Genomic DNA, 24212 nt, shown 5'->3' with positions numbered 1-24212 from the left:
AAGGTAGGATCAGGCGACGTGGGCCGCTTGAACGAATCCCGGATCAGCGCCGTGCTCGCGGACGCCTTCGCGGTGCGCGCCTCGACGGCGATGGGGTCGACCCTCCACGCAGAGCACGGCGCGGCGATCCTGGTGGGGCTCGAGCGCGAGGTGACCGTGACCGAGCCGGGCGGCGCGGTCGTGCGCGGCCGCGCGGTCGTGGTGCCCCCCGACCTGTGGCACGCCGCCGCGAGCCCCGGGCCGACGCTCGGGTTCCTGTACGACCCCGAGGCGATGCCGCACGTGGCGGGTTACGCGCGCCTGCGCGTCGGCCCCTGTCCGCTCGAAGGCCGGCTCCTCTCGCGCGTCGAAGGCGCCGTGGCGGCGCACCGCGCGTCCCTGTCGCGCCCTGACGTGCTCGGCGGCCTCGCGCGCGAGGTCGCGTCCTTGCTCGCGAGGGAGTCGCCGCGCCGCGCCCTGGACGGGCGGATCGCCCGCGTCCTGGAGGCGCTGCGCGATCCGGCGGCGGACCGGCGCCTCGCGGTCTCGCGCGCCGGGGTCTCCGAGGCGCACCTGCAGGCGCTGTTCGTGCGCGACGTGGGGCTGCCCATCCGCACCTTCCAGCTCTGGCGCCGGCTGCTCGCGGCGCTCCTGGCGTTCGCGCACCTCGACGCGACGGGCGCCGCCCACGCCGCGGGGTTCGCCGATCTGGCGCACTTCTCGCGGACCTGCCGCCGCATGCTCGGCTATTCCCCGAGCGAGCTGCGCGGCGGGCTCATGAAGTAGCCCTCACCGCGCCGCGCCGGCGAGCTGCCGCCGGCGGCCGCCGCGATTGACGTGGAGCTGCCCAGCCGGCAGCGTATCGGCCTCTCGAGGAGACGACGTCATGACGATGGATATCGCCGCGCTGCGCCGCGACACCCCGGCCTGCGCCAGTGTCCTTCACTTCAACAACGCGGGTTCCTCGCTGCCTCCGGCCGTTGTGGTCGACACGGTGGTCGAGCACCTGCGCCGCGAGGCGACCGTCGGCGGCTACGAGGCCGAGGCGGAGGCGGGCGAGCGGCTCGAGGCGGTCTACGGCGCGATCGCCCGGCTGATCGGCGCGGCGCCCGGCGAGATCGCGCTCGTCGAGAATGCCACGCGCGCCTGGGACATGGCGTTCTACTCGCTCCGCTTCGGCCCTGGCGATCGCATCCTGACCGCGCGGACCGAGTACGCCTCGAACTACATCGCGTTCCTGCAGGTCGCGCGGCGCACCGGCGCCGAGATCGTCCCTGTCCCCAGCGACGAGCGCGGCGCGGTATCGCTGCCCGCGCTCGATCGCCTGCTCGACGAGCGGGTCAAGCTGATCGCCATCACCCACGTCCCAACGAACGGCGGGCTCGTCAACCCGGCGGAGGAGATCGGCCGCCGCGCCCGGTCGGCGGGCGTGCCCTTCCTGCTCGATGCTTGCCAGTCGGTGGGCCAGCTGCCGATCGATGTCGAGGCCATCGGCTGCGATCTCCTGTCGGCGACCGGGCGCAAGTACCTGCGCGGGCCGCGCGGCACCGGCTTTCTCTATGTCCGTCGCGCGCTGCTCGACAGGCTGGAGCCGCCGTTCCTCGATCTCCACGCGGCCCGCTGGACGGCGCCGGACCGCTACGAGCTGCGGCCCGACGCCCGGCGGTTCGAGAACTGGGAGAGCTATGTCGCCGGCCGGCTCGGGCTCGGCGCGGCCGCGGAATATGCGCTCCGGCTGGGCCTGCCGGCGATCCGCGACCGGGTAGGTGCGCTGGCCGAGCGCCTGCGCGCGCGGCTCTCCGAGCTCCCCGGGGTCACCGTGCGCGACCTCGGCGAGCAGCGCTGCGGCATCGTGACCTTCACCCGGGCCGGCGAGGACGCCACGGCCATCAAGGAGCGGCTCGCCGCGCAGGCGATCCATGTCAGCGTGTCGACCGCCGCCGGGACGCTGCTCGATTTCGAGGATCGCGGGATTCCCGATCTCGTGCGCGCCTCGGTCCATTATTACAACGACGAATCCGAGATTGACCGCTTCGTCGCCGCGCTCGCCGCGACCTGAGCGAAGGGGAGGCTCGGGGCTGCGGCGCGGCCCGGGATCAGCCAGCGCGCGGCGCGCCGCCGCCGAGCGCCCTCGCCAGGGCCGCGAGGACGCCCTCCAGCCGCGGGGCCGCGCCGCGGATCGCGCGAAAGAAGGTCACCACATCGCGCGCGAGCAAGAGCGGAGGGGAGCCGTAAAACTCGTCCGTCAGGTAGATCTCCGCTGTTCCGACGCGGAACGCGAGATACAGGTTCACGGTGAACTCGACGCCGCGCTCGGACTCCCTGGGCAGCATGTACTGTGGCAGCCGGGCAAGCACGAGGAGCTGCATCTCGCCCATCGCGCTCGACGAGCTCGATTTGCGGACGGCGCTCGCCCACGCGAGCGGCGACACGAGGACGAGCGCCCCCGGCGGGAGAGCGGCGGGCCACGGCACCCGGGACGGCGGAGAGGCCGAATCAAGGAGCGCCAGGCCGTCGATGGCGGCGTAGAGCGCCTCGATCTGCGGGTGGAATGCCCCGTGGCGCCCCTCGACCTCGGCCACGTCGCGAAGGCGATCCGGAGAGGGGGTCTTCACCGCGACGGAGCGGCCGGCGCACGGCGAGGAGGCGTCGCGCTGCGCCATGGCGCCACGGAGCGTGTCGCCGATCCGGTCGTCCGCGGGCGCCGCGCCCGGCCTATCGGCGCGCTGCGCGGCGTGGCGCGGGTCGAGGCAGGCGTCGATGAACCCCGCGAGCGCCTCGTCGACGCCCGCGTCGGCGCGGAGGGGGCCGCGGTCGAGGAACGGCGTGTAGCGGAGCGCGGCGGCGATGCGGGCGACCTCCTGGCGCCCGCGCGCGCCATAACGTCGCTCGAAGTACGCGCGCCAGGCCAGCGCCGCGTCCGTGAGCGCCGGCAGCGCGGCGCGCACGACCGCATCGGCGTGCTCGCCGGAGAGCACCCACCCGAACACCATCCCGCCGCCGCGCTCCACCGCGATGAGGCCCTTCAGCACCGAGGTGAAGTTCGCCTGTGCTTCCGTGAACGAGAGCGCGTCGTCCGGCTGATGGCGCGCCATGGCCTCGAAGAACCACGCAAGCAGACGTCCCTCGCCGCTCATGATGCCTGTCAGTCTACCCTTTCGAGGCCCGGGCGGCGCTCCGCGCGGCTAGCCTGATACTCTCTGGGGTCGTGGGAAACCCCGCCGCGCTCCTTCACGGCTGTCCTGTCCGCAGCGAAGGCGGCAGCGCCTCGTTCAGCCGTGCGACGTCGCGCGCCATCTCGAGGCGGCGCGCCTCCCGGTCCGCCTGTGACGGGAACGGGATCGCGGCGAACGCCGCCGTGGCGGCCTCGGCCACGCGCGCCGCGCCCTCGGGGCCGAGCAGGCCGCGCTCGAGGGCCGTGAGCGCGGCGCCGATGTAGGTATCGAACAGGTGAACGCCGGAGGCCGCGAGCTCCCTCCGCGCGAGATCGGGCGTGGCGACAACGTCGTGAATGAAGACCGCCTTCACCGCCTCCGGCGCGACCTCGAGCATGCGCTGGCCAAAGTGGATATCGCCCTGCCCGCTGTCACCGACGAAGACGAAATCGTACTCCGGGTACAGCCGCCGGTACTCGAGGAAGTTCTCGAGCTTCTTCTCCGCGATCGTGCGGTTGCCGATGAGGCGGGTGAACGAGCCCGCGAGCACGGTCGCGGTGAGCTGACCGCGCTCGGCGAGCGCCTTGATCGTCGCGTCCTCCACGAGGCCGAGGCGGTCGCCGGGGCGGGCGGTGACGAACGTCAGATCGCCGGCCCGCCCGGGCACGGGGCCAGGGCCGCGGTCGAGCTCCGCATAGAACTGCAGGACGCCGGGATAGACGGTCTTCTTCGGGTACCGGGCGTCCTTCCAGTTCGCATAGAACGTATCGTCGATATCGGACAGGATCTTCACCTCGCGTACCGAGACTGCACCTGAACCCGAAAGGGAGCCAGACGCCGAGACCGCCTCTCGGGCGAAGTGCGCGAGGATCTCCTCCCGCAGGGAGTCGTCGTCGATATCGTGGTAGAAGAGCTGGTGAAGGTCGCGGTAGCCGCCGCGGCCGTCGAGCGCGTTCTTGAGCCGCGTGACGTCCGCGCCGCGCGTGCCGAGCCAGATGCGGCGCAGCGCCTGCTCGTCGCGGCTACCCGTCCGGCCGCGCTGCAGCGCCGAGATGAGCGCCGCGCGGGCCGGGATCCCGAGGTCGCCGAGGCGCTCGGCGGTCAGGAGATCGAGCAGCGCCGTGCGGTTGTCAGGGCCGATGAGGCGATCGTCGATGTCTCCGAGCAGCGCGGGCAGATCGAGCTGGAGGAGCAGCTGGTCGAGCTCGACGGCGGTCGAGCCCGCGAGGATCTCCAGGACCCGCCGCTCGTCGTCGCGATCGGTGTGGGAGGCCATGCGCTGCCGGATCTCGTGGAGCTTCGACAGCACCGACGGGATGGGCGCGTCGGGAGAGGTGTCGATCGTCATGGGGTCCTGACAACGTAACCGATCCGGCGGGCGCTGGTAGCCTCGGCCAGCTCACGCCGACCGACCACGCGCCTTGCCGGTCGCCCCTCCGGCGGCGGCCGCGCGGCAGGCCTACATGGCAATGCCTCAGCGTGGCTCGGCGGTCGAAGAACACGGCTGCAAGGCGGTCCGAGCTCCTGCTCTTTCAGACGGAGTCAACCCGCTGGCCGCTGGTTCTGCGGGTGGCGGAGGGCATGCGCGATGCCGCTTTGCAGGGTGCCCAGCGTGGTGATACCGGACAGATCCGCGCCGAGGGTGACCAGCGTCTGCGCCACCTCCGAGCGCACGCCGGTGAGCACGACGCGCGTGCCGAGCAGCTGGGCGGCGCGCGCGGTCCGCGTCAGCGCGTCGGCGACGTGCGCGTCGACCGCGCGCACGCCGGTGACGTCCAGGATCGCGGTGTGTGCGCTCTGACTGCTGATGCCGGACAGCAGCGTCTCCATGATCTGCGCCGCGCGCGCGCTGTCGATCGTCCCCACGAGCGGCATCGCCACCACCCGGTCGGCGATCGGGATGAGCGGCGTGGACAGCTCCCGGAGGGCCGCCTGCTGGGCGACGATGATCTTCTCCTGCAGCGCGGCCCGCTCGGCCTCCGCGTGCCTCAGCGAGGTGGTGTTGGTGACGACGCCGCCGAGGCCGACCGGCTCGCCACGCCCGTCGAGGATCGGGAACTTGACGGTGGAGAAATGAATGCTCGTGTCGCCGAGCAGCAGCACCTCTTCGTACTGCATCGCCTTTCCCCCGGCCATCACCTCGTGCTCTTTCGCCACGACCTGCTCGATGGCCTCGGCGGCCAGGGGGCTCAACTCGGCTTCATCCTTGCCGATGATCTCGCAGACGTGCCTCTGGAGGACCTCCGCGTGAGATCGGTTGACGAAGACGTAGCGCCCGTCTGTGTCCTTGACGAAGATGGAATTGCGCGAGTGATCCAGCAGCTGAAGGAGCAGCTGAAGCCGCCCGAGCAGCACGTGCTCGCTCCACGTCGGGTCGCCGGCGTCCTCGACGATCGCCGCGATCTCACGCGCGCCGCCGCGGTCGTCGCGCAGCACCGCGTGGGTCCACCGGAAGAGGCGCGCCTGCCCCTCTTTCGTCCTGCCCTCGCTCGTGGCCGAGGCGAACCGGTTCTCCGCCCAGTCGAGCAGGAGCGCACGCACCGCGTCCGGGGACACGGGATCTGCGCCCACGAGCTCGGAGAGCCTGCGGCCGACGGCCTCGCCCTCGCTCCAGCCGAAGACCCGTTCGGCGCCATCGCTCCAGCGCGTCACCGTGCCATCGGGACGCCAGTGGATCAGCGCCGGCGCCGGTGTGAGCAGCCACGCGAGCGCGCCGAAGGCGGCGTGAGCGTCCGCGCTCACCGCATCGGGCCGCGCTGCTCCCTCGGCCGCGCCGCCGCCCGACCGCTCCGCCAGCGCGCTCTCCAGCTCCTCGACGCGCGCGTGCAGCGCCGCGATCTCTGCCCTGAGCCGCCCGATCTCCCCTAATCCCTCATCTGCCATTCGCTAGGTGCCGGACTGTATCCGGAGCGCGCCCGGGGTGGCAAGGTCGACATCCCCGAAGACGTACGCGAAATCCGTACGCCGGCACACGACGACGCCGCGAATCGCGGCACTCTCCAACCACCCGACGGGATGGGCGCGGGGCTGCGCGGCTCCGATGGTGGATGGGGCCGTGCCGTCTCCCTCAGCGCCAGGTCATTCCCAGTTCTTGCGCTGGGGATTCACCCAGGGGGAGGCGCACATCACGCAATCATCACCGTAGAAGTAGTGCTTCCCACCGGTGTCCTTGTAGATCCAGTAACGGAGCCAGGCCACGATCGCCGGCCGCTGGACGCCTCCCACGTCGCGCGTGATGTACCCATGCTCCGCGCCCATCACCGTCGCCAGTCACGCGGACGGCGCTACTTGGACAGCTCTTCGATGGCCGCGGCGAGCTCTGCGGGGGGCAGCTCGTCGGCGGCGCGCCACGGCGGCATGCGCAGCGGCGAGGTCGCGGGCTCCTGCAAGCGAAAGATGGCCTTGTCCTTCGTCTCTCGCGACATGCCGTCCAGGTTCTTCACGTTGAACCTGGCGCGGTTCAGCGCCGGGTTCCCGCGACCGTCGTGACAGCGCGAGCAGAGCTGCGTGAGCACGGCGCGCCCGCTCGCCCCCGGCGGCGGCACCAGGCCGAGCTTCACCTTGGCGTCTGCGGAGAAGAGGTCGCGCAGATCGAGCAGGGATTGTCGCGGGGCCGCGCCCGTCACCACGTCGAGGTAGGACCGGGCCCGCTCCGCGCGGAGCGCGGGATCCGTCACGTCCACGAGCGGGTAAGGCACCGGGATCGAATCACCCGCCTGCGACAAGGCGAACTGCTCCTCCCAGATCGGGCTCGACGAGCCGGCCTTGGCCTCGGCCTCGATGCGCGGGTCGAACGCGTTCGGCTGCGCCGCCTGGCCTTCGGCGACGAGCAACGCCTCGAGCTGCGCGCCGCTGCCCTCGTCGATGGCATTCTGGATGACCGCAATGGGGATACCGCCGTACTGCGCGTCCGCTGCGTGGGCTTCCAGGAACTGCGCCGTGAGCACCCGATCGGACTCCGTCCGCTGCACGAAGCGCTGCGGGAACCAGTGCATCCAGGGAAACTCAAGCTCCTGCATGCGCAAGATCTTCTTCGTGCCATGGCCGCCGGGCTGGTGGCACGAGCGACAGTCGAACGACGTGTTCTCGACGTCTTCCTCGCTGTAGATGCTGAACGCGGTCCAGCCGTGCTCTATCTCCTCGGTGAGCAGGCTCGCCAGATCGCAGCTGCCGTCGTAATCACACTGCCGCTCGAACGTGAACAGGTAGAAATTGTAGTCACCGGTCGAGAGGTCGCGGCTCACGATCTCGACGAAGGGCTCGCCGCGGACGAAGCCGAGCGCGGTCATTTCAGCCGGCCTCTCGCGCATCTCGGTCACGCGCGGAAAGACGATGAGGCGCGGATTGACCGCGGAGACGGCGCCCTTCACGAGCGAGGTGGAGTTGCCGGTGAGCGCGAAGGCGCGATTTTCGTCGAGCTTCGCGACTTTGAGCAAGCTGGCGACGTCGGTGATGCTCGGTCGCGGCGTGGCGCACACCGCCTGGAAGAAGCTGTCGCCGCGCGGCGAGGCGCAGAACGCGCTGTACTGCGCCTCGCGCGTGGGTAGGGCCAACAGCTCCGGGTCGGGAGCGCTCACGGGCGGCAGCGTGTCCCAATTGTTCGTCGCCTCGTCCGTGGCAATCACCTCGCCGATGTCGCCGACGACGCATGCCGGTAGGAGCAGCGAAACCAGGCTCAGGCTCGGAAGGTGCTTCATGACGGTTTCCTGCGGCGAGCGCCGAACGTCATCAAACTGGCCACGAGCGCGAACGCCAGGAGCGGCGCGCGACGGTCCGAAGGCCCGCCCGTCACGCTGCAGCCTAAGCCTAAGAAGCCTCCGTCCTCGCTCGGCGCCTCCGCATCGTCCTCGCTCGGCGGCTCCGCGTCGACGGTGCCGTCCAGCTGCTGCACATAGGCGATGAGCTGCCCGAGCTCGGCTTCGCTGAGCCCGCTGATGAAGGCGTGGCGATCGTCGGGGTTGGCCGTGACGAGGACATCGCGCAGCGTCGGCGCGGAGCCGTCGTGCAGGTACGGCGCCGTCTCCCAGACGCCGTTCAAGGTCGGCGTGTCGATGCCGAACAGCGGCTCACCCGCGCGCATACCAGACGACGCCTTCACGGTGCCGACGTCGTGCAGCTTGCCACCCACGCTGTCGGTCCCGTCGGGACCCGTGTGGCAGAAGCCGCAACCCAGGCGCTTGAAGATGGCGCGACCCGCGACGCCGTCCTGGGTGAGCGAGCCGTCGGGGTTGCGAAAGGGGCTCGACCGGTACGTGTCGAGCGAGCCGAGGAACGCCGCCAGCGCGTCGAGCTCGGGGCTCAGGCCGGCCTTCTTGTCTCCGCGCGGCGTGCCGACCGTCCCCACGGCGAGCTGCTCGGCGGTCAGGAAGCCCTTCCCGCCGAACAGGTGGCGGATGTTGTCGTCCGAGTCCTGGATCTCGTCGAAGCTGCCGCTCCAGTTGACGTTGCCGTGGCCCGTGCCGCGCCGCCCCAGCAGCGAGATGGTGTTGCGGAGCCCCTCCCCCGCGCTGCCGAAGTCCCAGACTCGCCCGTCCTCTGCGCCGTCGAAGTGACACGACGCGCAGCTGATGTAGCCCTGGTCGCTCATGCGGATATCGGCCGAGTTGAAGAACAGCTGCTTGCCGCGCAGGACCTGCGGGTCGAGCTTCTCCACGGCGACCGTCGGGATCTCGGCCAGCTTCTTGGTGATGAGGTCGTGCGAGCTGACGATGTCTGCGACGTCGTAGACCGTCACCGTGCGGCTGAGCGACGCGTGCACGAACAGCTTGTTGGTCTCGGTCAGCGCCAGGCCGCGCGGCGCGAAGCCCGTCTCTTTCAGCGCGGTCACGAACTCGCCCGTGTAGGCGTCGCGGACCTCCACCAGGGCCGAGCCGGCGACGCTGATGAACGCGTAGTCGCCGAGCGGCGTGAACACGACCTGGTTCGGCAGGTTGCGATCGTCCAGATCGATTCGCCGCGCGACGTCTTCGGCGCCCTCCGCGAGGTTCAGCAGCGCCACGAGCGGACGTACCGTGTTGTCGTCGGTGAGGTCGAGCCCATCGCGAAATGGACCACGAAAGATGTTGTCCTTCTTGCCCGGCACCCACGCGAACGAGCCGTCGGGCGAGAGCCCCACCGAGAACAGGTAGTTCGGCAGGCCGCGCCCTTGTTGGTCCGTGTCCTCCGTCGTGGTGTCCGCGGCGAGCGCGAAGCGCGTGCTCACCTGGAAGGTCGCCGCGTCGATGCGCGCCACCTCGCCGTGGCTGTCCTCGGAGAGGAAGCGCGTGACGTAGATCTGCGAGCCGTCGTGCGACACCGAGACGCCCCGCGGCGTACCGCCGAGCGAAAGCTCGGCCACGACGGCGCCGCTCGCCACGTCCAGCTTCAGCACCTTGCCGACCGCCATCAGCGTCACGTACGCGGCGTCCCCGTTCGGGCTGATCGCGAGGCCCATCGGTTGCGACGCGTACGGCAGCGCGATCTCGCGCTCCACCGAGAGCGACGCGGTGTCGAGGATGGAGACGGAGTGCGCATCCCGGTGCAGCACCCACAGCGTGCCTTGCGCGGTGAGCGCGAGCCCGACCGGGCCGCGCGCCACCGGCACCTCCGCGACCTTGGTCAGCGCGCTCGCGTCGAGCACGCTCACGCTGTCGTTCTCGTAATTGGCCGTGTAGACCTTCGCGTTCGGCGGGTCGTACACGAGGTCGGTCGAGCCCGCAGCGCTGCCCGTGACGAGCGGCCGGTGCGCCGTGTGCACGAAGGCGACGCTGGTGAACCCGACATCGTCTTTGACCGTCACGAGCACCGGGTAGTGGCCGGGAGCGGCGTAGGTGTGGACCTGCTGCACGTCGTCGACCATGAACTCGGTGCGCGTCTCGTCTCCCATGTCCCAGCGCACCTGAACGGGGCCGACCGCGTCGCCGATCGTCAGGTCGAACGTGACGGCCTCGCCGGCGAGCGAGGGCGCGCGCACGGGGACGCTGGCCGTGACGGCGCTCGCCTCGGCCGGCCAGGCCGCCGCCGCGCAGAGGCCTCCGAGCAGGCCGAGGAGCGTCGGGAGCGAGCGCATGGCTCAGGGACCGGTCGTGAACGTCGACTTGAACTCAGCCGCCATGCCGTTGCCGACGAGATCCTTCATGCCGTCCTTCGGCAGGACGATCTCGTAGGTCGTGTTCGGCATCAGGTCCTCGTCGGGATCGAAGCTCACGATGCCCATGTACAGGCCGAAGCTCCCCTTCAACGGCTGCCCGCCCATCGGCCTTACGATGAAGCTGCCGTGGTGAACCGTGGCGATCTCGACGTTGTCGGTGAGGCTGAGGCCGATACGCGACTTCCTGGACAGCCCCGTCGCCCCGTTCTTCGGAAGCACCGTGTCGACCGCCGGGGGCGTGGTGTCCGGCTCGGTCGAGTGCGCGGCGATGACCATGCCGCGGTAGGGCAGCTCGTCGTCGGCCAGCACCAGCAGGCTGCCGACCGGGATCGAGAACTGGTCGTCGCCGTTCGTGAACTCGAGCCGCCCCCAGACCCGGCTCTTGATCGACATCTTGTGGATGTCGCGCACGTCGATCTTGGAGACGCCGGCGTCCGGCCGCAGGTGACCGAGGAACAGGGTGCCGTCGGAGAAGCTCATGTACTCGGACCCGGCGGGGTAGCCCATGGCCCTGAACGCCGAGTCGGGCAGCGTGGCGATGGGTGAATTGGCCGAGCCGATGTCTGTCGGGTCGGTCAGCACGTCCCACACGCGCAGCGGCGACTGCACGTAGATGTGCTTGCCGTACAGACCGCAGATGTAGCTCTTGCTCGGGGTGATGAAGTCGAGCGCGACCGGGTTCATCGGATCGCTGATGTCCATCGTCGCGATGCCGCCGTTGTCCTTGGGCGTCGTGATGACCAGCGTATTGCCCACGGCCCACAGCGGACCGGCGCTCACGCCGCCGAACTGCGAGATCGGGATCTTCTTGACGAACTTCACGTCCTCGGGATCCGCGGCGTCCAGGATGTGCAGGCCCGTGTTGGTGCCGCCGACGTAGATGACGCTGCCCTGCCAGTACATGCCCCAGACGGAGTCGGTGAAGTCCCCGTAGTTGATGCCGTCGAGCTTGACGAGCCTCACGTGACGAGGCGCGCGGGCGTCGGTGACGTCCCAGATGTCGACGCCGGTGCCCGAGGTGGTGACCTGGTAGAACTTGTCGCCATAGCGGCCGAGCGAGGTCTGATGCGACTCCGCCTCGCCGACGCCCTTGGGCCCTCCCCTGGGATCGAAGCCAGGGCTCTGGATGCGCGAGAGCATCTTCGGTTTGGTCGGATCGGCGATGTCGTAGAAGACGATCTCGGCGTTGCCGGCGCCCTGAACGTAGCCGTTGATGACGATCGGCTGGTTCTGGTGATGGCCCGCCTCGAGCGTCGGCGACACCAGGCCGTCTCGCCAGCTGTTGCGCGGCAAGTTGATCTTGTTCGCCGGCATGGGCATGTTCGGGATCTTGCCTTCCGGGGCGGTGATCGTGTCCGGCTCGACTCCGCCCGCGCCCGTGCTTCCGGTCGTGGCGCCTCCACCCGAGCCGCTCGTGGCGCCGCTGCTCGTGGCGCTGCTGCTCGTGGCGCCGCTGCTCGTGGCCCCGCCGCTCGTGGCGCCGCTGCTCGTGGCTCCTGCCGCCGGCGTTGGGGCTCCGCCGCCGCTGCCCACCACCACGGAGGAGGTGTCACCGGAGCCACCGCCGTCATTTCCTTCCGGTGAGTTGAGGTCCCCGCCAGAGCACGCCGCGAGCAGGGCGGCCAACGAAGGAAAGCCGAGCCAACGTAGTCCCATCCTCGTCGAACGCATGCCTGACCTCTTCTGTAGCGTGTGAGTCATGACAGGTGGCCATCCCAACGGAAGGTGGAGCCCACAGCCCCCACCGCGATCGCGCGGGCACACGGGTACACGGGTACACGAACGCGCGACGCGCCCCCTGAAATGAATCGGTTAAGACGAAGCCGAATGTGAACGTTCACATTTCGAATGTCAAGCGCGATCGGCCGCACGCGCTTTGACGCGCTCCGGCAGCTTGACCCTGCAGGCCAAGGATCGCCGGTTTTCGATTGACGCTATAAATGTGAACGCTCACATTCGATGGCCGGATACTGGACGTCCGAACGGTACAGCTTGGCGTGGTGGGGCTCACCGTCGCCATGGTCGTCGTGTTGGACAGGCTGATGAGGAGGTGCTCGACATGGACTACGCTCGTTCGAAGCGGATTGCTGTTCTTCTACTTTCGGCATGGCTCGGGGCTTGCGACGGTGGTGAGGAGAAGCCGGACACGGCGGCCTCTGGCCCAGGAACGTCGTCATCGAGCTCCAGCAATAGCTCGAGCAGCAGCGGCGCAGGCGGCAGCGGCGGTGAGGGCGTCAGCAGTGGTACGGTGGGCAGCGGCGGCGCAGGCGGCGGCGGCGCAGGCGGCAGCGGCGGCGCAGGCGGCAGCGGCGGCGCGGAAGGCGGGGGCGGCGCAGGCAGCACGCCGCCTCCGACAGAGTTCGACAATCCCATCATCAAGTACGATGCGCCAGATCCGACCAGCGGCCCCGGAGACTACGTCTTTACAGCGGACGGCGCGGCCATGGCCTGGAACAACAAGGTCTACCTCTATACCGGCCATGACGAGCAGGCCGAGGGTGCAGAGGGCTACCGCATGTTCGACTGGCGGCTCTGGACATCGTCCGACATGATCCACTGGGAGAACAAGGGCGCGGTGATGCGCTACAATGTGTTCTCCTGGGCTCGCGGCGGCGACTCGACGGGCAACGCCAATGCGGGCCAGGTGGTCGAACGCGACGACGAGGAAGGCAACCCGAAGTTCTACTTCTACGCGCCGGTGGAGGGCGGCCAGTCCGGCTACGGGATCTCGATCGGCGTCGCGGTCGCGGACAAGCCGGAAGGGCCGTTCAAGGACGCACGGGGGATCCCGCTCATCTTCCTGGCCGACACCGACGGCACGGCGGACCATTCGTGGCGAAACCTCGATCCGACGGTGTTCGTCGACGACGATGGCCGGGCCTACATGTACTGGGGAAATGGGGTCTTGTACTGGGTCGAGCTCGAGGACGACATGATCCACCTGAAGGGTGAGACCTACACGACCGACGGCAGCGGGAAGATGCAGAACCGCAGCATCGGCGGCGCCCAGATTCACGTGCTCAAGAGCATCCCCAGCTACACCGAGGCGCCTTATCTGTCCAAGCACGGCGGCCTCTATTATTTGACGTACGCCTCGGGGTTCCCGGAGAGCATCTCCTACGCGACCAGCACGTCACCGGAGGGGCCGTGGCAGCATCGAGGCGTCATCCTGGATCCGGTGCCGAACAGCAGCACAATTCACCAGTCGCTCTTCGAGTTCAAAGGGGCCAGCTACCTCACGTACCACAACGCCGCGCTGCCGACCGGCGGTAGCTATCGGCGATCCACGTGCGTCGATCGCGCCTACTACAACGACGACGGGACGATCCGGAAGATCGTCCCGACACACAGGTGATTTGTACGGCGCACGAAGCGCTGACTGACCGAGACCGCAGCGGACTGCAGCTCCTCGGAGTGGAACATCATGGGACCGCGGGATACGAGCGGGGCCGAAGGAAACCTGTGCGGGCCCGGTGTTGTCGGAGGCATATCCCAGTATTCCGGCAAGGTGGGCGAGTGGTTCCAGATTTCGATCGTGAACCCGCGGTAGGGGACCAACCAAGGTCGGGTGCCCTCCTGGGCGGAGGACGCCAGCGCTGAGGACCACCCCACCGCGAGGGCCGGGTGACGGGTGCTCGCGCGTGGGCGCGGTCTTTCGCCACGCCATGGCGATGCCTCTTCTCGTATCAATCTGCGGGTCCGTTCTTCCTCCGCTGCACGGCGCCTTTGCTCGTGTCGAGCCCGGCGGCCGACTCGACGCGATCGGCGTGAGGGCTGCCCGGGTGTGCCTCGAGGAAGCGCCGCGCCGCCGCGTGTGCGCCCGCGCGATCCCCCTTGCGCGCCAGCGCCTCGACGCGGATCGCGGCGGCCTCGTCGGAGAGCTGCGCGCTCGGGAACTCGCGCGCGTGGCGAGCCAGGAGCGCGAGGGCGGCCGCCGGATCGCCGCGTCGCAGCGCGCGCCGCGCGGTGTCGAGCAGCGCCAGCTCGGCGGCCAGCGTCGGCGCGTTCCTTTCGCGTGCGCGCGGGCTGTTCACCGCCGTGGCGGCAGGAGCCGTGGCGGCGGGCGCGGCCAGGAGCGGAGCGTCGTCCGTTCGCTCCTCCGGGACGCGCTCGTGCAGCTCCGCCTCGGCCGCGCCAGGCGCGCGCGGCGCGGCGAGCGCAGCCGGCGCGCTGGAGGCCCCAGCGCGCCCTGCGGGGATCGGCGTGTCGACGTGCGTCCATTCCGCGACCCCGAGCGTGAGGACCCCCGCGAGCGCGCCGATCCCGAGCGCGCTCAAGATCCCGCTCCCGCCCGCCACGCCCGCCACCTTCAGCGCGGCGCTCGCCCCCGCCGCGGCCGCGCCCCCCGTCGCGGCCGCGCCCCCCACCCCCGCGGTCGCGCCCCCTGCCGCGACCGCGCCCCCTGCCACGGTCGCGCCCCCCGTCGCGCCCGCGCCCCCTGCCACGGTCGCGCCCCCTGCCGCGCCCGTGCCCCCTGCCGCGCCCGTGCCCCCTGCCACGGTCGCGCCCCCCGTCGCGCCCGCGCCCGTTCCCACCGCGGCCGCGCCCCCCGTCCCCGCCACGGCTGCGCCCCCCGTCCCCGTCACGGCGGCCCCGACGCCGACCGCGACGAGCATTCGCCGGGTCAAGCCGCTCGGCGGACTCTCGTCGAGCGCCGCGCGGAGGAGCGTCGTTGGCAGAGCACTCCCCTTCTTGTCCAGAAGGCGCTCGGGATCGGTCATGGCGATTCACCTCGGAAATGGGCCCGCGCCTCTATCCGCCTCACGGCGGCCTGGAAGTGCTCGCGCGCCCGGCGGAGGCGAGACGCGACCGTGCCTGCCGGAAGATCGAGCAGCGCCGCGATGTTCGCCGTCGTCATCTGCTCCAGCTCGAACAGCACGAAGACAGCGCGCTGCTCGAGGGGCATCGTGTCGAGGATGGCGTCGAGCATCGCGCGGGCGCGGGCGCGATCCATCATCTCCTCGGGGTCCGGCGCCGGGTCGACGCGCTCGCAGGGCGCGTCCTCCAGCACCTCCCGGCGCCGCTGCTGGGTCCTCCGCGCGCGCGAGGCGATCCGCAGCGCCGTGCTGAACAGGAACGCGGCCTCCCGGCCCGATTCGATGTCCCCGAGCCGCCGGGCCGCCACGAGGAAGACCTGCTGCGCCGCGTCCTCCGCGTCGGCGCGCGGCACGCCGAGCCGCACCAGCGAGCGCCAGACGAACGCCGAATGCTCCATCACGAGCCCGGTGAGGCGCCCGGCCGCCGCCCGGCTGTCGGGCGGAACTGCGGCGGGGAGCTGCATCAGGGTCAGCGCTTCACCACGGCTCACGCCTTGTGCAATCTCCGGATCGAGGCGACTCGATCACAAAATCGACAGGCCAGCACGGAGCTGCAGCACCTGGTGACCGCGGGCACTTCGTGAATGAGCTGCGCCGAGCGTTCGAACAAGCATGAACGCCGCATCAGCGGAAATTGCGGTCCTTGGTGCACGTCGGCCCGCACAAGCGCGCTGGGCGTGGGCTCCTCGCGCCGCATGCGCGTCGCCGCATGCGCGTCACCTCACGCGTGGAGCACGACCGCGCGCGCAGCGCCTTCGTCGTCGCCGGCGCTCGTGGTCACGACGACGCTTCCTTTCTCGTGCCCTTGTTCGACACAGGCAAGCACCGTTGTTCTCACCCCCGCTCGCCCGGCGCGTCACCTTTCCACTGAAAGACGTGCTCGAGCGGCACGCCGAAGGCCGCCGCGATGCGGAAGGCGACCTCGAGCGAGGGCGAGTAGCGGCCCTGCTCGATGGCGACGATGGTTTGACGGGTGACGCCGACCTTCTCGGCCAGCTCCGCCTGGGTCATCTCGCCCGCATGGAACCTCAGCGTGCGGATGACGTTCGTGATCCGAGGCTGCCCCTTGCCCATGCCGCGCTCCATTCCTTGAACGTCATCTCGCCCTCGGAGGCAGCGCGTCCTTCCCCATGCGCAGGAGGCGAGCTCCGCCTTCCCCACATCCGGCCGCGGATGGCCGGACATCTGCGCCGCTTCAGGCGCGCGGCGCCGGCTCTGTTTCGTCGCGGTTTCGCCTCGCGCTGCGCCCCGGCGCCCACGCGCGGCAGCGCTGGTTCGAGGTGCCAGCGATGCCCGACGGGACCGCTGACACCTCGAACCAGGTAACTGACCGGCGAACCAATGTCAAATTTTTCATACATAAAGTCGCAGTTAATGGACATAAAGTCCGGTTCATGCGACATCGGGGTGCTCGCCGTACCTTCCGTCAGCGAGGGCGCCAGCGTAGGCTCTCTGGTGATGCTCACTCCCACGGTGGTCGTGTTCGACCTGGACGGTACGTTGATCGACAGTCGGGGCGACATCGTGGCGGCGGTGAACCATGCGCTGGTGGCGACGGGCCGGGCCCCGCTGCCCGGGCAGGTGATCGTCCGGTACGTGGGCGACGGCGCGCGCGCGCTGTGTGCGCGCGCCGCAAGGCTCCCCGAGACATCCGACAGCGTCGAGGACGTCCTCCGCCACTTCCTCGACTACTACGCGCGGCACCCGCTCGACTTCACCCGCTGGATGCCGGGCGCGCAGGAGATGCTCGAGAGGCTCTCGGACCTCGGCGATCTCGCGCTCTGCGTCTGCACGAACAAGCCGCGCTCGACCACCGACGCGGTGCTCGCCGCGCTCGGGGTCGGCGCGCGCTTCCGCGCGGTGGTCGCGGGCGGCGACGTCGCCGCCAAGAAGCCGGATCCGGCGCCGCTGCTCCACCTCGCGGCGCGCGTCGGCGTCCAGCCGCACAAGATGGTGATGGTCGGCGACGGCCCCCAGGACATCGAGTGCGCTCGCCGCGCGGGCGCGCGGTCGATCGCCGTCCTCGGCGGCTTCGGATCGCAAGACGAGCTCCTCGACGCCCGCCCCGACGTGCTCCTCCGTACCATGGGAGAGCTCTGGGACGTCCTCCGCCGCTGGCGCGACGCGACGGTCAGGCTCTCCACCGTTCGTTAGCTGCACACCGCCGGGTGGTGCGCGTCGGATCTGCGCGCGGCCGGCCTGCACGCGCGGGCAGCCTCCCTCCCCGGCACGCGCAGGACGTCGCCGCCCGCGCGCGCAGGACGTCGCCGCCCGCGCGCGCAGGACGTCGCCGTCCGCGCGCCCCTCAGGCCGCGACGCCCTCGGCGATCTCGCGCCCGAACGCTGTCGCGTTGAGGATCGCGCGCAGGCGCACGCGCGCCCGGTGGAGCCGCGAGCGGACGGCGCTCTCGCTCACGGCGAGCTTCTGCGCGATCTCCTGGAGGCCGAGGTCCTCGTGGTAGTGCGCGAGCACCACGTCGCGGTAGTCGTCCGGCAGCTCGCAGAGCGCCTCGCGGACGTACGCCTCCCGCTCCGCCGCGGACGCGGCGTCGTCCTCGCCGATCGTGCTGCGCATCGTCGGCAAGAGGCCGAGCTCCTCGAAGTCGAGCCCCTCGACGATGCGCGCGCGCTGCCGCCGCTGCGACCGCATCAGCATGAGCGCCTCGTTCGCCGTCACGCGGAAGAGCCACGTCGTGAAGCTCGAGTCGCCGCGGAACGAGCGGATCGTCCGCACCACCTGCAGCAGCGTCGACTGCACGAGGTCGAGCCGATCCTCGTCGGACACCGGGTAGCGCGCGAGCTGCCGCTCCACGTGCGGGCGGATGAGCCGCGTGAGCTCGTCGAGCGACTCCCGATCGCCGTCCTTCGCCCGGCAGATGACCTCGGCTAACGGGCCCGCGCTCGCGGCGCGGGGCGACGGGCGCGACCCGACCGCGCCGGGCGGGGTGAGACCGCAGGGCGCCGGAGGAGTCTCAGGCCTGGTGCTGGCGCTCGGTACATCGGTCGGAACGGCGGTCAGAGCCATGAGCCATCTCTCCGTCGAGGGCGCCGCGTGCGCTTCCGGCCCACGGGCCCGGTGGTGCGCACCGACCAGCAAAGGCCTTGCCACGGCAAGCTCAACGGACGTGCGCGCCGCGTGCGCACCGCGTGCTCAGCCGGTATAAGCGGGGCCACGATGTCCAGCGACGCTCCGCGATGGGAAGCCCCCCGAGGGGGAAACAGCCACGTTCCGACGCCCGAGGTGGACAGGCCAGCGCCGTCCGCCTCCGCCCCGCCGCGTGCGCTGGCCCACCCGCTGCCCGCCGGGATGCGCGATCTCCTCCCCGAGGAGGCGCGGCGCCGGCGCGCGCTCGCCAAGCGCGTGCTCGATCACTTCGTGCTGTGCGGCTACCAGCCGGTCTCGCTGCCCGCGTTCGAGTTCGCCGAGGTGCTCGAGCGCGGGCTCGGCACGCTCGACGCCGCGGACGTGCTGCGCTTCATCGAGCCCGAGTCGGGCGAGGTGGCGGCGCTCCGCCCGGACATGACCCCGCAGATCGCGCGGCTCGTGGCCACGCGGCTCGCGGACGCGCCCCGCCCCATCCGCCTCTGCTACGAGGGCACGGTCCTCCGCCGCCGCCAGGGGCGGGCGCGGCGCCACCGGCAGATCCCGCAGGCCGGCGTCGAGCTCTACGGCGTCGGCACGCTCGCCGGTGAGCTCGAGATCCTCCGCCTCGCCGCCTCCGCGGTGCGGGAGGCCGGCCTCGAGCACTTCGTCGTGGACCTCGGCCACGCGATGATCGCGCGCGCGCTGCTCGACGCCGTCCCGGCGGGGCTCGCGGCCGAGCTCTCCGAGGTGCTCGAGCTGAAGGACGGCTCCCGCCTCGCCGCCGTGCTCGCGAGCCCGAAGGCCGCCGACGTCCCGCGCCGCATCGTCGCGGCCATCGCCGCGCTGCCGGACCTCGCGGGCGGCGGCGCGGCTGACCCGGACGGCGCCGCGGTCTTCGACCGCGCCACGCGCCTGCTCACCGGCACGCCCGCCGAGGCGCCGCTCGCCGAGCTCCGCGCGCTCTGGGACGCGGCGAGGGCGAGCCCCGAGCTCGGCCCGGCGCTCCGGGTCGACCTCGGCGAGCTCCGCGGTCTGGCGTACTACACGGGTGCAATTTTCCACGTGCTGGCCGATGGCCCCGGGGAGGCGATCGTGGCGGGCGGGCGCTACGACATGCTGCTCTCCCGCTTCGGCCTGCCGATGCCGGCCGTCGGCTTCGCGCTGAACCTCGACGCGATCGCCTGGGCGCGCGACGTCGCGGGCGCGGCGGACGAGCCGGCGCTGCGGGTGCTCGTCGCTGTGCGGCCGGAGCGCGCCGCGTCGCTCGCTGCGGCGCTGCGGGGGCTGGGCCTCCCGGCCGTGACGCACGCGCCGGACCAGGATCCGGAGGGGTACGCGCTGTCCTGGCGGTTCTCTCACCTGGTGCGGGAGCGGGACGGGGCGCTTGTGGTCGAGGCGACATCCGGCGGGGGCGAGGCCGCGACGAGCGCGAGCGCCGTTCCGGCGGCCCTCGACGACGCCGCGGCGGCCCAGGCGATCGTGCTGAAGACGGGGGCAGGACGTCCGGGCGGCAAGTAGACGCTCGCTCGGCAAGCGAGCCTGGGGTAAAGGCGAACCTGGACCCGGACGGAGCCGCTCGGAGTGACGAGCGGGCCGAGGCCGGGCCACGTGATCCAAGAGGAGCTTCGGAATGACCGCGATCGTGATCGTCGGCGCACAGTGGGGCGACGAGGGCAAGGGCAAGGTCGTCGACCTTTATACGGAGAGCGCCGACCTCGTGGTGCGCTACGCCGGCGGACCCAACGCCGGCCACACGCTGGTGGTGGGCGGGGAGAAGCTCATCGTTCGGCTCATCCCGAGCGGCATCCTCCGCTCGAACGCCCGCTGCGTGATGGCGCAGGGCATGGTGGTCGATCCCGGGGTGCTCGTCTCCGAGATCGACGCGGTGGAGGCGCGGGGCTGCTCGACGCAGGGGCGGCTGTTCGTCTCGGATCGCGCGCACCTGATCTTGCCGTTCCACCCGCTCGTCGACTCGCTCCGCGAGGCGGCGGCGGCGGACGGCGTGCGGCTCGGGACGACCAAGCGCGGCATCGGCCCCTGCTACGAGGACAAGGCGTCGCGGCGCGGGGCGCGGCTCGGCGATCTGCGCGACATGAAGCGGCTCGCGCAGCTCGTGTCGCGCTCGATCGAGGCGTGGACGCCGACGCTGCGCGCCCTGGGCGGCGAGCCGCCGTCGCTCGACGCGATCCTCGACGAGCTCACGCCGCTGGCGAAGCGCATCACGCCGCTGCTCGCCGACACGTCGCAGCTCATCGACGGCGCGCTCCGCCGCGGCGAGCGCGTGCTCCTCGAGGGGGCGCAGGGGACGTTGCTCGACATCGATCACGGCACGTTCCCGTTCGTGACGTCGTCGTCGGCGATCGCGGGGGGCGCGTGCGTTGGCGCCGGGGTCGGCCCGACGCGCATCCGCCGCGTGCTCGGCCTGGCGAAGGCGTACTGCACGCGCGTGGGCGAGGGGCCGTTCCCGACCGAGCTCGACAGCCCGCTCGGCGAGCGGCTCCGCTCGGTCGGCGGCGAGTACGGCTCGGTGACGGGTCGGCCGCGGCGGACCGGGTGGCTGGACCTGCCGGCGCTGCGCTACGCGGCGCGGGTGAACGGCCTCGACGGGATCGCGCTCACCAAGCTCGACGTGCTGACCGGCATGCCGGAGCTCAAGGTCTGCGTCGCCTACGACACGCCGTCGGGGCGCACGCGGGAGTTCCCGATCGACGACATCGCGACGGCGAAGCCGGTGCTCGAGACGGTGGCCGAGTGGAGCGAGCCGATCGACGCCGCACGCTCCATGACGGAGCTGCCCGCGGCGGCGCGGCACTACGTGGAGATGGTCGAGAAGGAGACCGGCGTGCCGGTCGACGTCGTCTCCGTCGGCGCGGACCGCGAGGCGACGATCGTCCGGCGCAACGCGTTCGCGTGAGGGGCAAGCGAGCGCGAAGCCCCACGTCGAGGGGATGAAGAGAAGGCCGGCACCGTGAGGCAACGGGCGCCGGCCTTCACCGGCGGAGCGCGACAAGACCACGTCCGGCTTGACTGCATCGCACACTCCCCGGCACGGGCGCCGTCGGACTCACGTCTCGAGGGCTCCCGCCGCTCCGAGCCGGGCACGATCGAGCCAGGCGAGCAGCTCTTTTGCCCTCCTGTTGTCTCCAAACCTCCCGAGGAACCATGTGTACGCGCGCTCGAGGACCGGAACCGCGTCGGGATGACGTCCCATCGCGATGAGGCAACGGCCCTTGCCAAACAGCAGCGTGAACTCGGCCAGCTCGTCTCCTCTGCCGCTCATCATGCCGGACGCGCGCTCGTACGTCGCGAGGGCCTCCTCCCACCGCCCTGCATCCAGCAGCATATAAGCGAGCCCGCCCAGCGCGTGAGCGAGCAGGACGCCATCTCCGTGGGCCCGCTCGGCGAACCGAACGACATTCATCATGTGGGGGCACGCCAGCTCGGCATTTCCAGACGCGCTCAGACACACCGCCAGCCTTTCCTGGATGCGCGCCGCGCGACGCGACGCCTCGCCGTCATGCTCGACGGCGAGCCGTAACGCGCGCTCGAGCGCGGCCCTCTCGCGATGCGGCAGCGTGTCCCACGGGGACTGCTGGCGCACAGCCCTGGCGTACAGGGAAAGGGGGGCTATCAGCTCCGGCGCGCGGTCGCCCGATCGCGATTCGATGTCGTGGATGAGCCCGGAGAGCAGCTCCTCGGCGTCGGCGTACGCTCCACGCCTCAAGAGCTCCCTGGCGCGGCCAACGGCCTCGGCGAGATGAGGATCGCCCATGGTGTGTATCTCCGTGCGGCGCTCAGGGCGGTAGACCATGTTCGCACTGGGCGGCATCAGATCCACCAGGATAGATGGCACACCTCCGGTGTGCCATCAGGGAGCTCCAGAGCGACGAGAGAGCGACCGCGGAGCCGGTGCTGGAATCGTGGCCGAGTGGAGCGAGCCGATCGACAGCGCCCGCTGCATGACGGAGCTGCCCGCGGCGGCGCGGCACTACGTGGAGATGGTCGAGAAGGAGACCGGCGTGCCGGTCGACGTCGTCTCGGTCGGCGCGGACCGCGAGGCGCCCCTCGTCCGGCGCAACGCGTTCGCGTGAGCGACGGGACCTCGGCTCACCGCAGCGGGCGATGAGCCGCCGTCTCGTCCAGCGGGACGGTTGTCCAGCCGTGCAGCTTTGAAGATTACTGGCCCGAGCCGCCGTTCTTGCCGCCGGGCGTGCCGCCCCGCTGGCCGCTGCCGCCGCCCGGCGCTGTGGTCCCGCCCGGCGTGCCGGTTCCGCCGCCCGGCGCGTAAGCCCCTCCCCCCGGCGTGCCGCCGGTGCCGCTGCCCGGCGTGCCGCCCGTGCCCGGCGCGCCGCCCGTGCTCGGCGTGCCGCCCGTCGTGCCGCCGGTGCCCGGCGTGCCTCCCGGCGTGCCGCCGCTCGTGCCGCCGGTGCCCGGTCTGCGCTGGGTGCCGCTGCCCCACTCCTGCGTGCCGCCCTGGGTGCCTTGCCCGCCCTGGGCGCCCGGCTCACCCGTCTCTCCAGGCATCGTGCCCGCGCCGGGCGTGCCGCTCTCGGGCGCTCCTGGGGTTCCAGGCGCGCCGGGGGTCTCTCCGCCCGCCGGTGTGGGCGCCGGCGAGGCCGCCTCTCCGCCTTGATTGCCCCCACAGGCCATGAGCGGCAGCGCGGTCAGGACTACCAGAAACATGCTTCGCATGATGTGTCTCCCAGGTCGTTTGCGTTTGCGGCTCGTGCCGAGCCGCCGGCGATGCGGACGCGCCCATGCGCGCGAAGGCCGCCTCCGGAGCCTGGCGGCGTAGCGTCCCGCGCTCGACATGCTGGGGCCGGATCCGGCCCTCGGGATCGAGACGACGCCGGAACGGCGCATCGGGCCGCGCCCGATCGAGAGCCGTTGACCCCTCGGGACACGAACAACGCCTGACGCCGGCCGGCGCGCGCTCGACGACAGGCGCTCAGCCTCCTCCCAAGGCTGCTCGCGTGGACGCGCGGCGGTCACGGCGCGCTCCCTTGAAGGCATCTGGACATAACGTCGGCACAAGCGCGCTTTACAGCCCGGGCCGAACAGCTCACCCGTTGTGCGCTGCTCGACAGATCGATGTCGCTGGAAGAAGGTCGGGCGAAGTCAGCAGGGAGAAGTTCGCTTTTCCTCCGTGGGATCGACTATTCTGTCCATTCCTATGGCCGAGAACAGCTACGTGTTTGCGGGTTCGGAGCGCGCGCGAGAGCTGGAGCGCCTGCGGCGGATCGAGGGCTTCTTCGACCCCGGCAGCCGGCGCCTTCTCAAGGCGTCCGGGATGGGGCCCGGCTGGAGCTGCCTCGAGGTAGGAGCCGGCGCTGGGTCGATCGCCTGCTGGATGGCAGAGCGCGTGGGCCTCGAGGGCGAGGTGGTCGCGGTCGACCTCGATGTCGGGTTCATGGACGCTTCTCCGCCGCCGGGCGTCCGGATCATCGAGGGCGACATCCGCCAGCTCAATTTCCACGCGGCGCGCTTCGATCTCGTGCACGCCCGCTACGTGCTCGTCCACAACGCGGATTTCCAGGATCTCCTCGACGCCATGCTCGGAGCGCTGAAGCCCGGCGGCCACCTGGTGCTCGAGGAGCCGGACTTCACCGCGGCGAGGGGCGCCTCCGGTCCGGATATCGAGGCGTTCGATCGGGTCAATCGGTCGATCCTCGCGATGTTCGAGGCCGACGGCAAGGACCCGGGCCTCGGCCTGCGCCTGCCCGCGATCCTGACGTCGCGAGGGCTCGCCATCGAGGCCGTCGAGAACGAGGTGCCGCTGTGCCCAGGCGGTCACCCGCTGTCCGAGATCATGAGCCTCTCAGCCACCCAGCTCCAGCACAGGCACCTCGCGACAGGGCGGGTCAGCGCGGAAGATCTCGCCGGCTACGCCCGGTTCGCGGCCGATCCGTCGGCGTGGGGTGTCTACTATGGCACCGTCGGCGTCCTGGCCCGCAAACCGGCCAGGATCTCCGACTGACGTCCTTCTCCCGCCCGGGCGGCCAGGTGACGGTGCCAGGTGGCAGTGACCGAGATCCCGATTCCGGGCC

The 24212-nt window shown here is 71.1% G+C and carries 20 protein-coding genes and 1 pseudogene; 8 read left to right on the top strand and 13 right to left on the bottom strand.

The genetic code is table 11. From position 1 onward, the window contains the following. The first annotated feature begins 18 nt into the window (after positions 1 to 18). Positions 19 to 765, top strand: a complete 747-nt coding sequence (locus WME97_RS47695; protein ID WP_437547745.1) for a helix-turn-helix domain-containing protein — start codon at positions 19 to 21, stop codon at positions 763 to 765. A gap of 100 nt (positions 766 to 865) precedes the next feature. Then, entirely contained in the window at positions 866 to 2038 is a 1173-nt protein-coding gene (locus WME97_RS47690; protein ID WP_437547744.1) for an aminotransferase class V-fold PLP-dependent enzyme, read from the top strand. A 37-nt stretch (positions 2039 to 2075) separates the two neighbouring features. On the opposite strand, the gene WME97_RS47685 is transcribed toward WME97_RS47690, so the two are convergent. From WME97_RS47685 to WME97_RS47655, 7 genes are all read right to left on the bottom strand, one after another. Further along, complete coding sequence (locus WME97_RS47685) at positions 2076 to 3116, bottom strand: hypothetical protein (protein ID WP_437547743.1); 1041 nt, start codon at positions 3114 to 3116, stop codon at positions 2076 to 2078. A gap of 94 nt (positions 3117 to 3210) precedes the next feature. Beyond that, positions 3211 to 4482 (bottom strand): phosphatase domain-containing protein, encoded by a 1272-nt coding sequence (locus tag WME97_RS47680; protein WP_437547742.1) that lies wholly within the window; start codon positions 4480 to 4482, stop codon positions 3211 to 3213. Positions 4483 to 4676: 194 nt separating this feature from the next. Then, positions 4677 to 6017: a PAS domain-containing protein gene (locus tag WME97_RS47675; RefSeq protein ID WP_437547741.1), complete on the bottom strand. Its 1341-nt coding sequence runs from the start codon at positions 6015 to 6017 to the stop codon at positions 4677 to 4679. A gap of 195 nt (positions 6018 to 6212) precedes the next feature. Beyond that, a complete protein-coding gene (locus WME97_RS47670) occupies positions 6213 to 6392 on the bottom strand; it encodes a hypothetical protein (RefSeq protein ID WP_437547740.1) in 180 nt (59 codons plus the stop codon). Between the two features lie 26 nt (positions 6393 to 6418). Continuing rightward, on the bottom strand, positions 6419 to 7831 hold the full coding sequence (locus WME97_RS47665) for a c-type cytochrome (RefSeq protein WP_437547739.1): 1413 nt from the start codon (positions 7829 to 7831) through the stop codon (positions 6419 to 6421). After that, positions 7828 to 10182, bottom strand: coding sequence for a PKD domain-containing protein (locus tag WME97_RS47660; protein WP_437547738.1), 2355 nt, complete (start codon positions 10180 to 10182; stop codon positions 7828 to 7830). Before WME97_RS47660 ends, WME97_RS47665 begins: the two co-directional genes overlap by 4 nt. A gap of 3 nt (positions 10183 to 10185) precedes the next feature. Continuing rightward, positions 10186 to 11934 (bottom strand): Ig-like domain-containing protein, encoded by a 1749-nt coding sequence (locus WME97_RS47655; RefSeq protein WP_437547737.1) that lies wholly within the window; start codon positions 11932 to 11934, stop codon positions 10186 to 10188. Between the two features lie 388 nt (positions 11935 to 12322). On the opposite strand from WME97_RS47655, the gene WME97_RS47650 reads away from it, so the two are divergent. Next, positions 12323 to 13618, top strand: coding sequence for a glycoside hydrolase family 43 protein (locus tag WME97_RS47650; protein WP_437547736.1), 1296 nt, complete (start codon positions 12323 to 12325; stop codon positions 13616 to 13618). Between the two features lie 331 nt (positions 13619 to 13949). On the opposite strand, the gene WME97_RS47645 is transcribed toward WME97_RS47650, so the two are convergent. From WME97_RS47645 to WME97_RS47635, 3 genes are all read right to left on the bottom strand, one after another. Continuing rightward, the gene (locus WME97_RS47645) at positions 13950 to 14984 is read right to left on the bottom strand and encodes a hypothetical protein (RefSeq protein ID WP_437547735.1); all 1035 of its coding nucleotides are present in this window, start codon (positions 14982 to 14984) and stop codon (positions 13950 to 13952) included. Beyond that, positions 14981 to 15571 carry an RNA polymerase sigma factor gene (locus WME97_RS47640; protein WP_437547734.1) on the bottom strand — a complete coding sequence of 197 codons (591 nt, stop codon included), beginning with the start codon at positions 15569 to 15571 and terminating at the stop codon, positions 14981 to 14983. The genes WME97_RS47645 and WME97_RS47640 overlap by 4 nt, the downstream gene beginning before the upstream one ends. 343 nt (positions 15572 to 15914) lie before the next feature. Beyond that, the gene (locus tag WME97_RS47635) at positions 15915 to 16154 is read right to left on the bottom strand and encodes a helix-turn-helix transcriptional regulator (RefSeq protein ID WP_437547733.1); all 240 of its coding nucleotides are present in this window, start codon (positions 16152 to 16154) and stop codon (positions 15915 to 15917) included. A 384-nt stretch (positions 16155 to 16538) separates the two neighbouring features. On the opposite strand from WME97_RS47635, the gene WME97_RS47630 reads away from it, so the two are divergent. After that, entirely contained in the window at positions 16539 to 17234 is a 696-nt protein-coding gene (locus WME97_RS47630; protein WP_437547732.1) for an HAD family hydrolase, read from the top strand. Between the two features lie 151 nt (positions 17235 to 17385). Here the strand turns inward: WME97_RS47630 and WME97_RS47625 are convergent, their stop codons facing one another. Then, positions 17386 to 18105 carry an RNA polymerase sigma factor gene (locus tag WME97_RS47625; RefSeq protein ID WP_437547731.1) on the bottom strand — a complete coding sequence of 240 codons (720 nt, stop codon included), beginning with the start codon at positions 18103 to 18105 and terminating at the stop codon, positions 17386 to 17388. Between the two features lie 150 nt (positions 18106 to 18255). Between WME97_RS47625 and WME97_RS47620 the strand changes: the two genes are divergently transcribed. Together WME97_RS47620 and WME97_RS47615 are read left to right on the top strand one after the other, a co-directional pair. Continuing rightward, positions 18256 to 19683 carry an ATP phosphoribosyltransferase regulatory subunit gene (locus WME97_RS47620; protein WP_437547730.1) on the top strand — a complete coding sequence of 476 codons (1428 nt, stop codon included), beginning with the start codon at positions 18256 to 18258 and terminating at the stop codon, positions 19681 to 19683. 112 nt (positions 19684 to 19795) lie between these two features. After that, positions 19796 to 21079 (top strand): adenylosuccinate synthase, encoded by a 1284-nt coding sequence (locus WME97_RS47615; RefSeq protein ID WP_437547729.1) that lies wholly within the window; start codon positions 19796 to 19798, stop codon positions 21077 to 21079. 150 nt (positions 21080 to 21229) lie between these two features. Here WME97_RS47615 and WME97_RS47610 read toward each other — a convergent pair whose 3' ends face one another. Then, positions 21230 to 21994: a tetratricopeptide repeat protein gene (locus WME97_RS47610; protein ID WP_437555645.1), complete on the bottom strand. Its 765-nt coding sequence runs from the start codon at positions 21992 to 21994 to the stop codon at positions 21230 to 21232. Between the two features lie 56 nt (positions 21995 to 22050). On the opposite strand from WME97_RS47610, the pseudogene WME97_RS47605 reads away from it, so the two are divergent. After that, positions 22051 to 22256 (top strand): annotated as a pseudogene (locus tag WME97_RS47605) (adenylosuccinate synthetase); the annotation flags it as partial. An 85-nt stretch (positions 22257 to 22341) separates the two neighbouring features. On the opposite strand, the gene WME97_RS47600 reads toward WME97_RS47605, so the two are convergent. After that, positions 22342 to 22857: a hypothetical protein gene (locus WME97_RS47600; protein ID WP_437547728.1), complete on the bottom strand. Its 516-nt coding sequence runs from the start codon at positions 22855 to 22857 to the stop codon at positions 22342 to 22344. A gap of 481 nt (positions 22858 to 23338) precedes the next feature. On the opposite strand from WME97_RS47600, the gene WME97_RS47595 reads away from it, so the two are divergent. Continuing rightward, a complete protein-coding gene (locus WME97_RS47595) occupies positions 23339 to 24142 on the top strand; it encodes a class I SAM-dependent methyltransferase (RefSeq protein WP_437547727.1) in 804 nt (267 codons plus the stop codon). Positions 24143 to 24212 lie beyond the last annotated feature (70 nt).

The organism is Sorangium sp. So ce367 (assembly GCF_051520455.1).
Classification (GTDB): domain Bacteria; phylum Myxococcota_A; class Polyangia; order Polyangiales; family Polyangiaceae; genus Sorangium; species Sorangium cellulosum_B.
Note: the sequence above shows the minus strand (reverse complement) of the source record. Positions and strands in the feature narration are given on the sequence as shown.

Bases quoted from the DNA above. Each gene is read 5' to 3' on its own strand.
- WME97_RS47690 (WP_437547744.1), top strand. From the start codon at position 866: ATGACGATGGATATCGCCGCGCTGCGCCGCGACACCCCGGCCTGCGCC.
- WME97_RS47685 (WP_437547743.1), bottom strand. From the start codon at position 3,116: ATGAGCGGCGAGGGACGTCTGCTTGCGTGGTTCTTCGAGGCCATGGCG.
- WME97_RS47680 (WP_437547742.1), bottom strand. From the start codon at position 4,482: ATGACGATCGACACCTCTCCCGACGCGCCCATCCCGTCGGTGCTGTCG.
- WME97_RS47675 (WP_437547741.1), bottom strand. From the start codon at position 6,017: ATGGCAGATGAGGGATTAGGGGAGATCGGGCGGCTCAGGGCAGAGATC.
- WME97_RS47670 (WP_437547740.1), bottom strand. From the start codon at position 6,392: ATGGGCGCGGAGCATGGGTACATCACGCGCGACGTGGGAGGCGTCCAG.
- WME97_RS47665 (WP_437547739.1), bottom strand. From the start codon at position 7,831: ATGAAGCACCTTCCGAGCCTGAGCCTGGTTTCGCTGCTCCTACCGGCA.
- WME97_RS47660 (WP_437547738.1), bottom strand. From the start codon at position 10,182: ATGCGCTCGCTCCCGACGCTCCTCGGCCTGCTCGGAGGCCTCTGCGCG.
- WME97_RS47655 (WP_437547737.1), bottom strand. From the start codon at position 11,934: ATGCGTTCGACGAGGATGGGACTACGTTGGCTCGGCTTTCCTTCGTTG.
- WME97_RS47650 (WP_437547736.1), top strand. From the start codon at position 12,323: ATGGACTACGCTCGTTCGAAGCGGATTGCTGTTCTTCTACTTTCGGCA.
- WME97_RS47645 (WP_437547735.1), bottom strand. From the start codon at position 14,984: ATGACCGATCCCGAGCGCCTTCTGGACAAGAAGGGGAGTGCTCTGCCA.
- WME97_RS47635 (WP_437547733.1), bottom strand. From the start codon at position 16,154: ATGGGCAAGGGGCAGCCTCGGATCACGAACGTCATCCGCACGCTGAGG.
- WME97_RS47630 (WP_437547732.1), top strand. From the start codon at position 16,539: ATGCTCACTCCCACGGTGGTCGTGTTCGACCTGGACGGTACGTTGATC.
- WME97_RS47625 (WP_437547731.1), bottom strand. From the start codon at position 18,105: ATGGCTCTGACCGCCGTTCCGACCGATGTACCGAGCGCCAGCACCAGG.
- WME97_RS47620 (WP_437547730.1), top strand. From the start codon at position 18,256: ATGTCCAGCGACGCTCCGCGATGGGAAGCCCCCCGAGGGGGAAACAGC.
- WME97_RS47615 (WP_437547729.1), top strand. From the start codon at position 19,796: ATGACCGCGATCGTGATCGTCGGCGCACAGTGGGGCGACGAGGGCAAG.
- WME97_RS47610 (WP_437555645.1), bottom strand. From the start codon at position 21,994: ATGCCGCCCAGTGCGAACATGGTCTACCGCCCTGAGCGCCGCACGGAG.
- WME97_RS47600 (WP_437547728.1), bottom strand. From the start codon at position 22,857: ATGCGAAGCATGTTTCTGGTAGTCCTGACCGCGCTGCCGCTCATGGCC.
- WME97_RS47595 (WP_437547727.1), top strand. From the start codon at position 23,339: ATGGCCGAGAACAGCTACGTGTTTGCGGGTTCGGAGCGCGCGCGAGAG.